Raw genomic sequence first — 11,270 nt, 5'->3', positions numbered from 1 at the left:
GAACACTTTCTTAGGGTGACTTGCGTACCTTTTAGCAAGTCACCCTAAGAAAGTGTTCAGTGCAGAACATATTTTTGGACATGTGTGGGGAGAAGCTTACTATGAAAGTGGTAACACGGTCATGGTACATATTCGTACACTGCGCAAAAAACTCGGTGAAGATAGCAATAAAAACAAATTAATCAAAACCGTATGGGGTGTGGGATATACATTCAATGGCTAATTTATTACGCAGCTTTCGATCCAAAATGATCGGTTTATTAGGGCTTAGCATGCTGTTGTCCGGTACATTTACCTTTATACTATATCGCGTATTGAAGCTTTATTATGCAGGTGTTCGAAGGGAAGATCCTGTAGCTAAATTACGACAGTTTGTTAACACGATTGGGGACTTAAACTTTTTCTTGATAGTGTTTGTGCCGCTTTCTATATTGTTTTTCTTCTTCCTTACTAAGCGCTATGCCACTTATTTTAACGAGATCTCGACAGGGATTCATCGTCTTGCTGGCGGTGACTTTCATAATCGTATTCATATTGATTCCAATGATGAGTTCAAGGATATTGCCGATGATATCAATATGGCGAGTGAGAAGCTGCAGCAAGCGGTAGAACGTGGAGATTTTGCGGAAAATAGTAAGGACCAACTTGTTCTGAACTTGGCACATGATTTACGTACGCCGCTTACTTCCGTGATCGGGTATCTCGATTTTATTTTGCAGGATGATCAGCTAACGAAAGAGCAAGTGCTGCATTACACGACGATTGCTTTTAACAAATCTCAACGATTAGAGAAACTCATTGATGAATTATTTGAAATAACCCGAATGAAATTCGGCATGCTTTCCATTGATCAAAAGCAAATAGATCTTAGTGAACTGCTTGTTCAACTGAATGAGGAAATGTACCCTGTTTTCGAAAAGAGTCATTTGATTAGCAGGTTGCAGGTTGCTCCGCACTTGGAAATATCGGCTGATGGAGAGTTGCTGGCCCGCGTATTTGAAAATCTTTTATCTAATGCCAATCGGTATGGAAAAGACGGTCAGTTTGTCGATATTAACGGCCAGCGGGATGGGGAAGTAGCCGTCGTTCAAGTGATCAATTATGGTAACAGCATACCTGAAGATGAACTTCCGCATCTGTTTGAAATGTTTTATACAGGTGACCAGGCTCGAACCCATCAGGGAGGGAGTACAGGACTTGGTCTTTTCATCGCCAAAAATATTGTGGAGCAGCACGGAGGAACGATTACCGTTCAAAGTAATGTGATTCGTACGCTTTTTGAAGTGCGTTTGCCGATAAGTAAAACCGAAGTTTAAGAAAAATTTTATATTTGTCCCACTTCTAATTTAAAATGTTTTCTTTATTCTAAATGCAAGTAAGGTTTAGGAGGGAAACAGGAAATGAAGAAGTGGGTTTTTTGGCTTGTAATAGCCGTTCTTCTCAGTTATGAAGCTATACAGCAACATTCAGCAAAAGCAGATCGTCAAGTTGACCATTCGGAAGTGGAAATGAGTCCACATGTGGTAACTGCCCCAGGTAAGGATCTTGTAATTAAATTGACCAAAGATCAGATCTACCAAGGGAATTTAGTTTTAATTAATAAGGAGAACCCGGTTCATCAGGTAGGCATACCCACTGATGTACTTAATCTTTTTCAACATAAAGAGTTGGTCAAAGGATTTGGTTTGCTAGATAACTCGATTCGATTGTCACAAAGCATTATTCAACCATTTACAACGATGATGAAAGCAGCAGAAAAAGACGGTGTGCGTCATTTTATGATTAATAGTGGTTATCGAGACAATCAAGAGCAAGGTCAGCTCTATAAAGATATGGGGGCTAATTATGCTTTACCTGCGGGATATAGTGAACATAATTTAGGATTGGCTCTTGATATAGGTTCTACCCAGTCCGATATGAATCAAGCGCCCGAGGGAGAATGGTTGATCCGAAATGCCGCGGAATATGGGTTTATTTTACGATATCCCAAGGACAAAACAGCGATTACTGGCATCCAATATGAACCTTGGCATTTTCGCTATGTAGGCTTACCACACAGTGTGATTATGCAGCAGATGAACTTGTCGTTAGAAGAATATTTGGCGTATTTAAAACAACAAAAGAACATTACTACGAAGGTGAAAGGGAAAATCTACGAGATCTCGTATTATCCAATCACGCAGAATAGTACCATTCAAGTGCCTAACAATCGTTCCTATCACTTATCGGGCAACAATATGGATGGCATAATCGTCACCTTGCTTCCATGAGAGCAATTCATAACTTAGAGGAGAGTGAGACTGCGGTATGAAACAAATCAAAATATGGAATGAGATGCTGCTGTCGGCTTTATTCGCTTTTTATATGTATGTACTGTTCAAGGTCATTCTATTTAAATTTAGTAGCATAGACTTAGCTTTTCTGTGGCATCAACTTCAGCGGAATATCGAGAATCCAGCGCATATCCAAAATCGGTTAGAATTTGCGAACTTCAAGCCTTTCGTTTCGATATCGAATAACATTCAAAGCTTATCCTCACATGATCTCGTCAATTTGTTCGGGAATATCGCGGTATTCATGCCGTACGGTATGTTTCTAGTTCTGATATGGCGGCATAAGAAGATTTCATTGTTCGGTGCACTCCTGCGGTCTGTGGGGTTAAGTTTATGCTTGGAAAGTTTACAACTTGTTCTTTCAATGGGGAGCTTTGATGTGGATGATCTCATTCTAAATGGGTTGGGTGGTCTACTCGGGTATTTTATTTTTAAGCTGTCCGTAACGTGCAAGACAATTATTCTACGAATGTTTGAATCTCAACACATGACGTTTTCAAAGAAGGTAACATAACCTAAGGTGATGACATGCGAGAATAGGCTGTCCTACAAGTAAAGCAAGCTACTTGAGGACAGCCTATTTGTCTTCCCTTATCTTATTTTTCAATAGGACCTGTCTCCACAACCTCGAAATCGCTGCCTTTGAGCTTACCTAATTCATTCAAGTCATCGTCGTCCCATTTCGGGTCAGGCGCTCCGCTCACGTAGAGATCACTGCCGTTATCGGCAACGATCATGCCGTATTTTTTCATAGCTCGCAAGATCGCTTGATTGGTCGTCGAGTAGCCGGAAATATCGAAATCGTCGCGCAGCCTGAGCCGAAGACCCATTGGTGGAAGATTAGGATCGGTGCTGTTCGATGCGTAATGCGTAGCTGGGGCTATGAATCCACGTTGTGTCTTCCGAACCGTGAAACGGAGTGCGTGGTTAATTTCGCCTGTACTGGCTTCGTCATATCGTACGAGACCAGGGAAGATTGGCAAGCCGGCCGCGTCAGCAGAGGTCCAATATTTAGGGCGAAGCGTATTGGTGTTCAAATCCCACTTTGCGCCGTTCGAAGCCTGCCATCCATTAGGCGTGATGCGTGCATTGAACAATTCGTAGAGCATAGCATTGTCTTTATCGACCACGATGACATGACGATCGCCATCGCTGTTTGTTCCGCCTTCAATTGGTGCATTCGCGGGAATTGGGTAAGGGCCAGGATCACTTTCATCGCTATAATCCGTAAACGTTACGTTTACTTTCGGTTGATCCCCGTTTACGATTGTATAGGGAATCCCAATAGGTGCCCCTTGCCATTCCGTACCAAAATCAGCATGCACACTCGTATTAAAGCCGATTGACTCGATGTACTGCTTTGATTTCTGATGAACAGGGAAGCCAGAGATGTCGGTATTCCATGGATTATTTGTTGGAAATACTTGTAAGACTCCAGAGCCGGATGAGGAGTTCTCATTATCGTTAGTTGGAAGTGGAATCTGTTTGGGTTTATCCCCTATAAAGATCGAGCTTGTCGCATTATCCCAACTCACGGGTTTCCCTAAGGACTCCGTAAGAAATCGAAGAGGGACATAGGTCGTATTTTTGTAAATGAAGCCTTGAAGATCTGTAGGGGGTTGCTTAATCTCACCATCGAAATAATACTGCAGCTTTCGAAAATAAACGTCAATTCCGATTGGATCAGTCGCAGCATAGGAAAGCCCTGAAAAAAACAAGGCGCCACATATAAATCCAACTGTTCCTGACTTCCATTTACCCATTTGTACCCACACTCCATTGTCTCTAGTTGGCATTATGCTAGATTTGTCTTATCATAAGACTATTCGTAGGTTCTACAATGCTTTGTGTCCAGGACGATAAAATGGCATGCTTCAAGATTTACATTTATGAGATGAAACTATACATTCACGGAGGGCGTACAATGAGTCAACGCTATCGCATTACAAGAGCTTTTCAACAAAATGAACAAGCCGTACCATCTATTTCATTGGAAGAGTGTAAAGAATACTTTGCTACACAACCGGATTTCACTTATACATCCGTTTTTACTGTGACTGGCGCCACCAGCATGTCTATCCAGGGGGATTTCTTCCTGTGGAGCTATGGGGAAATCAAGATTCCTTTCCGGCATTATCAGGGGGATATTTATGTGTCTGGTACGAATGAAGCGGTCATTCCTAAGATGTTAGAGGTAGCAAGTGAATTGGGAGCAGATGTGGCGGAAGGTTAAAATCATCAATGTTTGTGTTTTGCACAAAAAATCTATCTAATATTTACAACATACTCTCCTCATACTTTTACGCTATAGTAGTAGTAGTTGAACTTAGCTGACAAACTATCGTATATTCTGATTATCATTTGGGAGACATAGACAACTAGATATTAAGGGGGGGACGTCTTTGCATACGAATACTTTCATTCACATATTAAAAACGGAACTCGTCGTCGCGCTTGGCTGCACAGAGCCGGTTGCGATCGCCTTGGCTGCAGCGAAGGCTCGAAACTATGTGAAAGGTCCTATTAATAAGGTTACCGTTCATGCTAGCGCAGGAATCATCAAGAATGCATTAGCCGTTGGGATTCCAGGAACGAATGTAACCGGGATTGATTTTGTCGCGGCTTTAGGAGCTATTGCTGGGAATGCGGACAAGCAATTAGAAGTGCTTGCTGATATTCAGCCAAGTGATGTTGTTATGGCGCAGGACATGGTAGAGCGTGGCCTATCGGTGGTTCATCTCGCTGATACTCCTAGAAAGTTATATATTGAAGTCATCGTGAGCACAGAAGGAAGTTATGCTAAGGTGATTATCACCGATAATCACACCAATATCACGCTGATTGAAGTGGATGGTCAAGTTGTAGAATCAGGCGGCTGCGCAAATGCAAGCTTCAAGAGTTCCAAAGAGGAACGTGGCGAGCTTACGATCGATGGGATCGTAGAATTCATCAAAACAGTTGATCTCACTGAACTCCAACTGGTCAAGCAAAGTATTGAATTGAACCGTAAAGCAGGATTAGACGGATTAGCGAATGACTATGGTCTCCAAGTCGGGAAGACGATTAAAGAGAATGTGCAAAGGGGCATTTTGTCTGATGATCTTATCTCTCATGCGATGGCGCTTGCTTCCGCAGGGTCAGATGGTCGTATGGCTGGGTCGAGCATGCCTGTTATGGCGAATTCGGGCAGCGGAAATCAAGGTATTGCTGCGACGAATCCTGTTATTGCGGCAGCGGAGAAACTTGGCTCTTCGGAGGAGCAACTCATTCGTGCAGTTGCGCTAAGTCACCTAGTTACGATTCATATCAAATCCAAATTCGGTCGATTGTCTGCTTTATGCGGTGTCACTGTATCGGGTACAGGTGCAAGCTGTGGCATTACCTATCTACTCGGCGGTGGGATCAACGAAATTAAAGCGGCCATTCAAAACATGCTCGGCAATGTAACTGGGATGATGTGTGATGGTGCCAAAGGCGGCTGTGCGATGAAAGTTGCCACTTGTACGAGTGCGGCGGTCCAATCTGCGCTTCTCGCTTCGAAGGGAATGACCATATCCTCTACGAATGGCTTTATCGAAAATGACGCGGAGAAAACGATCGACAACTTCTGTCGGATCGGGAATGAAGCCACATCCGAGATCGATAAACTCGTCCTTGAAATGATGTTAAACAAAAACATATAGTTGGTTTATGATCCGCCGCGAGGCGGATTTTTTGTTTGTATAGGCATTTATATGTTTGGAAGAAGAATATTTCCTCTGGTCCTGTGCCAGTTAAAAGTGAAGCAGATAAGAAAGCTCCTATCTTTGTTTAACTGTAAATTCTACAGCTAATTTCACGACTTACGGGGGAAAAGAGTGATTAGATGGAAAAAAGGTAGTTATATTTCGAGTATTCGCCAGTTCTTTAGAGAAAGTGCAGAAATAGCTACATAATTTCCAGTTATTCCACTTTTGAGGGAGAATAGCTCGAATTTAACTGTACTATTTCCATCAATTTACGATTGTGTAACCATGACCATGACCATGAGTAACTTGGGTGTGGTGAAGAGACACCGCGCCTCTGAGCGAGAGTGGTATTCCAATCGTACCATTTTTTACCTATCATTTTCACCTATCTCACGCCTCTACACAGATCGTATACGCACCAATCTCCTCATCTAGAGATGATGGCGTAGCCTTTTATTTTGATATATAGGGGAAAGAAGCTATAAAAAGCGAACGGTGTACTTTACGAACGGTGTTCGTTATGGTATAACTAAGTCATGACATTCCAAATCTAATACCGAGGTGCACACCATGATGACAAATAAAAATGAACAACATCGTATCGCAATTATAGGTGCTGGTCCTGGCGGGTTAACACTTGCTAGAATTTTGCAGGAGCATGGCGTGAAGACGGTGGTTTATGAACGTGAAGCATCACCAGCAAGTCGTCAGCAAGGTGGTTCGTTAGACATACATCCAGAATCGGGACAAAGAGCACTTAGAGAAGCTGGTCTACTTGAACAATTCCAGGCATTAGCTCGCTATGAAGGGGAAGATTTCCGTCTGCTTGATAAAACTGGCAAGGTGTATCTTGATGAAGTGGCAGATTCAAAGGAGGGAGAACGCCCCGAAATTGATCGTGGTACGCTCCGTGGGCTATTACTGAACGCTATCGACCCATCTTGCATCCGTTGGGGCTACAATCTAAACGAAGCCATACCTAAGGATAATGGCCAGCATGAACTTCATTTTGAGAATGGACATGTGGATATTGTTGATCTCGTTGTGGCCGCAGACGGCGCCTTCTCTCGTATACGACCGTTACTGACTGATGCAGTACCAACGTATACAGGACTTAGTATGGTTGAACTATATATAAATAATGTAGCTGTTGAGCATCCAGAGATTGCAGCTTTTAATCGACGTGGCAAAATGTTTGCTTTGTCAGATCATAAGGGCATTTTAGGACAGTTGAATGGCGACGGTCGACTTTGTGTGTATGCAGCTTTTCGAGTTGAACAAGATTGGGTTGAAACAAGTGGTATTCCGTTTAATCAGCCTGAGGAGGCGAAGCATCAGTTGTTGAAACTTTTTGGCGATTGGGATGAATCGCTAACGACATACATTAGTTCCGCGACAGGTCCAATCTTGCCGAGACGTATTTACATGTTGCCTGTCGGGCTTACATGGACACACAAACCGGGTGTTACCTTGATCGGTGATGCCGCGCATTTGATGTCTCCCTTTGCAGGCGAAGGTGTGAATCTGGCGATGCTTGATGCTGCTGAACTGGCATTGTCCATTGTTGAGCATCAGGATTTGAGCGCTGCTGTTCATGCCTATGAAGAGAAAATGTATCCATACACAGCAGAATCTGCTAAAATGTCCGATGATAATCTTGCGCTATGTTTTGGCGAAGATGCCGCACCTAAAATGATGGAGCTGATGAATCAGTATCATGACCACTAAACCAACTCGAACAGTTGTAAGCCGTCGTTCACGCCCGGCTAAAGAACCATTAAGTCAAGAACTCATCGTGGAAACAGCCTTGGGGTTAGTGAAGAGCGAAGGTTCAACTGGACTAAGCATGCGGAAAATCGCCAAGGCGTTGGATACTGGCCCATCATCCTTATATGTGTATGTATCCAATCAACAGGAGCTAAGTGCGTATGTATTGGATGCTGGGCTCGCGGAAGTGATTTTCCCAATGTCAGATTCAGGTACCTGGCAATCGCGGCTATTCGATGTGTTAGACTCGTATTTAATGGTTCTGTTCGATGCGCCAGGAATCGCTGAGCTCGCACTTACGACAATTCCGGTTGGGCATAACTCTCTAGGCCTTACCGAGTATATGCTTCATCAATTGAATGAAGCTGGTGTCGGTGCCACATCTGCAGCATGGGGAATTGATCTATTGCTTCTGTATGTGTCCTCCGTAGCTTTCGAACAAACATCTCGCAATCAAGTAGGAACAACCCTGCAAGCAGTTAAAGCTTCTTATCAAACACTGGATGCCAAGCGATACCCATTGCTCAGCGGTTTGAAAGAAGAGATGACCTCTGCGGAAGGTAAAGAACGTTTTCGTTGGGGGTTGGAAGTGATTCTGCAAGGCATATTACAGGGGAAACCGGAAATTAAATGAAGAAGATCGAAGTGGCTGCCCTCGGGCAGTCCTTTTTCATTATTTTTATAAGTAAAATGGAAACTATTGGTGGATAGCTCCGTCTAATTGATTAGCAAACAATGTCTGGAGTGATGGGTATGAAAAGGTTAGGTCTTTATGTTCAAAAAGTAACCATCTTGATGGCACTTATGCTAGTAATGGTTCCATTATTTTCATTCGCGGCAGAGTCACATTGGGTTGAACCTGAATTGAAGAACTATAAACAGCTGATCGTGCCATATAAAGATGGCAGTTCGATGGAAGGGCCGATCACAAGGGAAGAATGGAACTCATTCTACTTCTATGTTCTTAACCCAACGCGGTATGATGAACCAATTGATATTGGTAACTGGGTAACGATGATTAAGATGGGCGTACAGCTCCCTAAGGGCAAGGAAGATGATCTGATCAGAGGCTATGTCTATGATCTTGCACCGATGTATGCACAACACTTGAACCGCGAGACGGCAGTAGGTGGATTAATTAAATTGCTGACGTTTAGCATCGTACAAGGCAGTGGGAATTACAAGCAACTGGATGCGAGTAAAGATTTCTTGGATTTCAAAGACATTAAGGAGATGCAACAAGGACTTGTTCAAACTGCCTATCGAGAGGGCTTGTTAGACAGCGCAACGACAACCCATTTTCGGCCAAAAGACAATCTGACAAATGCAGAAGCCATTTCGATTATGGCAAAAGTGATGAATAAATACGAGGAAGAGGCATCGAAAATAACACCACCATCTCAACCCGGATTTCCAAGTGTCGTTACATTATTTGAAAATACGCCTATGTATAGCTCCAAGGATACATCTATGGGGATGAACGGGATGATCTCACCTCAGGATGTTCGAATCGTTGCCGTTCAAGAGGATTGGCTAACTTATAGCCATGTAACAGATACGAAGTGGTTTCAGGTTGCAACGTGGCGTGGACCACAATGGATTAAGCTGGAGCTGCAAGAGGTCGGCAACTTTGAACAAGTAGATACAAATCTGCTTCTACAGCAGTCGACTTCACTGCAAGATTCACCTCACCCTGACAGTACACTTTCGTTCGTTCTATCGCCGCAAAAGGTTCATGTCATTGGGCTTTTCCGCAGCAAATTTGCTGAGCGTTTTCTAATTGAAACATGGGTAGGGCCTAGATGGATCAGGAATCCCAATGGAGCTACTGAAGTAAAATAATGAAGTTTCCAAAATTTATTGTTTACGTACCTCTCGTAATTTGATAATATTATCGCAATAACAAATGCGTTGAAGAGATGAGTAAATAAATGAAATCTTTCACAGAGAGCTCCGTCCGCTGAAAAGGAGTAAAGAGAACTTTATTGAACAAAGCCTCAGAGCAGCACATCGGAACCAATCATGGGGGATGGTGTGACAGGAGCTCCTGTTACAGAGCTAAAGTATACGCAAGGCTTCGGCCTGTCGTACTTGAAGAGGCTGATATGGCGACATATTGGTGAAACTGGGTGGTACCACGAGGATATTAATCTCGTCCCTAAGACTGGCAATAGTCTTGGGGGTGGGATTTTTTTGTTATTGCGTAAGAAACTTTGCGCACGTGCTATAATATTATGCACACCGAAATAAGCAGTTTGAATTTACTATTAAGATGCTTATCATCAGTATCATACGAATGTGAAAGGATTTGAATATAGCATGTCGAGAAAATTAAAAGTAGGTATTGTTGGAGGAACTGGCATGGTTGGCCAGAGATTCGTTGAATTACTGGATCAACATCCATGGTTTGAAGTAACTGCTATTGCAGCAAGCAGCAGCTCCGCTGGTAAAACGTATGAAGAATCGGTTCAAAGCAGATGGAAACTAGCTACGCCAATCCCTGAAAATGTGAAGCAAATTATCGTGCAAGATGCATCGAAAGTGGAGGAAGTTGCCACTGGGGTTGATTTTATTTTTTGTGCCGTTGATATGAAAAAGGATGAAATTAAAGCGTTAGAAGAAGCTTACGCCAAAACAGGAACGCCTGTTATTTCGAATAACTCAGCTCACCGCTGGACGCCTGATATTCCGATGGTCATCCCAGAAGTGAATCCAGCTCATATTGAAATCATTGCTGCGCAAAGAAAACGTCTTGGCACATCGACTGGATTTATCGCAGTAAAACCAAACTGCTCTATCCAAAGCTATGTTCCAGCGCTTCATGCATTGTTAGATTTTAAACCAACGAATGTGGTTGCTTCGACGTATCAAGCGATCTCAGGTGCAGGTAAAAACTTCACAGATTGGCCGGAGATGTTAGATAACGTTATTCCTTACATCGGTGGGGAAGAAGAGAAAAGTGAGCAAGAGCCGCTGCGTATCTGGGGCAATATCGTAAATAATGAAATCGTTAAAGCGAGCTCTCCGCTAATTACGACGCAATGTATCCGCGTTCCAGTAACGGACGGACATTTGGCAACTGTGTTTGCCTCTTTCGAGAATAAACCTTCGAAAGAAGAAATTCTTGCTCGCTGGTTGAACTACAAAGGACGTCCGCAAGAGTTGAATCTGCCGAGTGCTCCGAAACAGTTCATCACATACTTTGAAGAAGAAAATAGACCACAAACGAAGCTGGATCGCGAAATTGAGCGCGGTATGGGCGTTTCCGTCGGGCGTTTACGCGAAGATTCCATGTTTGATTATAAATTCGTTGGATTGTCGCATAACACGTTGCGCGGTGCAGCAGGTGGCGCGGTGCTAATCGCTGAGTTGCTGAAAGCGGAAGGTTATATTCAAGCGAAATAAGATCAAAACAGCAAGCATCTCGGATGCTTGCTGTTTT

Annotated in this window: 10 protein-coding genes, 1 pseudogene and 1 other annotated feature; of the genes and pseudogenes, 10 read left to right on the top strand and 1 reads right to left on the bottom strand. The window is 43.2% G+C overall.

Annotated elements, in window-relative coordinates:
• Positions 1-19: 19 nt before the first annotated feature.
• The 4 genes and pseudogenes from AB4114_RS21445 to AB4114_RS21430 all read left to right on the top strand — a co-directional run.
• A pseudogene (locus AB4114_RS21445) lies at positions 20-223 on the top strand (winged helix-turn-helix domain-containing protein); the annotation flags it as partial.
• The gene (locus AB4114_RS21440; protein WP_441990273.1) at positions 216-1,316 is read left to right on the top strand and encodes an ATP-binding protein; all 1,101 of its coding nucleotides are present in this window, start codon (positions 216-218) and stop codon (positions 1,314-1,316) included. The pseudogene AB4114_RS21445 and the gene AB4114_RS21440, both read left to right, overlap by 8 nt.
• Before the next feature lie 84 nt (positions 1,317-1,400).
• Positions 1,401-2,270 carry a M15 family metallopeptidase gene (locus AB4114_RS21435; protein ID WP_441990272.1) on the top strand — a complete coding sequence of 290 codons (870 nt, stop codon included), beginning with the start codon at positions 1,401-1,403 and terminating at the stop codon, positions 2,268-2,270.
• 37 nt (positions 2,271-2,307) lie between these two features.
• Entirely contained in the window at positions 2,308-2,847 is a 540-nt protein-coding gene (locus AB4114_RS21430) for a VanZ family protein (protein WP_441990271.1), read from the top strand.
• 82 nt (positions 2,848-2,929) lie between these two features.
• On the opposite strand, the gene AB4114_RS21425 is transcribed toward AB4114_RS21430, so the two are convergent.
• Positions 2,930-4,096: a stalk domain-containing protein gene (locus AB4114_RS21425; protein ID WP_441990270.1), complete on the bottom strand. Its 1,167-nt coding sequence runs from the start codon at positions 4,094-4,096 to the stop codon at positions 2,930-2,932.
• A 161-nt stretch (positions 4,097-4,257) separates the two neighbouring features.
• Here AB4114_RS21425 and AB4114_RS21420 point away from each other — a divergent pair, with 161 nt between their 5' ends.
• The 6 genes from AB4114_RS21420 to asd all read left to right on the top strand — a co-directional run bounded on the left by AB4114_RS21420 (position 4,258) and on the right by asd (position 11,233).
• Complete coding sequence (locus tag AB4114_RS21420) at positions 4,258-4,566, top strand: hypothetical protein (protein WP_441990269.1); 309 nt, start codon at positions 4,258-4,260, stop codon at positions 4,564-4,566.
• Positions 4,567-4,735: 169 nt separating this feature from the next.
• Positions 4,736-6,016 (top strand): L-cysteine desulfidase family protein, encoded by a 1,281-nt coding sequence (locus AB4114_RS21415; RefSeq protein ID WP_441990268.1) that lies wholly within the window; start codon positions 4,736-4,738, stop codon positions 6,014-6,016.
• Between the two features lie 615 nt (positions 6,017-6,631).
• The gene (locus AB4114_RS21410; protein WP_441990267.1) at positions 6,632-7,789 is read left to right on the top strand and encodes an FAD-dependent oxidoreductase; all 1,158 of its coding nucleotides are present in this window, start codon (positions 6,632-6,634) and stop codon (positions 7,787-7,789) included.
• Positions 7,779-8,462 (top strand): TetR/AcrR family transcriptional regulator, encoded by a 684-nt coding sequence (locus tag AB4114_RS21405; protein WP_441990266.1) that lies wholly within the window; start codon positions 7,779-7,781, stop codon positions 8,460-8,462. The genes AB4114_RS21410 and AB4114_RS21405 overlap by 11 nt, the downstream gene beginning before the upstream one ends.
• A gap of 119 nt (positions 8,463-8,581) precedes the next feature.
• Positions 8,582-9,670, top strand: coding sequence for a hypothetical protein (locus AB4114_RS21400; protein ID WP_441990265.1), 1,089 nt, complete (start codon positions 8,582-8,584; stop codon positions 9,668-9,670).
• A gap of 60 nt (positions 9,671-9,730) precedes the next feature.
• Positions 9,731-9,991: a binding site (T-box leader), on the top strand.
• A gap of 156 nt (positions 9,992-10,147) precedes the next feature.
• Positions 10,148-11,233 (top strand): aspartate-semialdehyde dehydrogenase, encoded by a 1,086-nt coding sequence (gene asd / locus AB4114_RS21395; protein ID WP_441990264.1) that lies wholly within the window; start codon positions 10,148-10,150, stop codon positions 11,231-11,233.
• Positions 11,234-11,270 lie beyond the last annotated feature (37 nt).

Origin of the sequence: Paenibacillus sp. 2RAB27, assembly GCF_052115445.1 — a bacterium.
Lineage (GTDB): Bacteria > Bacillota > Bacilli > Paenibacillales > NBRC-103111 > Paenibacillus_E.
Note: the sequence above shows the minus strand (reverse complement) of the source record. Positions and strands in the feature narration are given on the sequence as shown.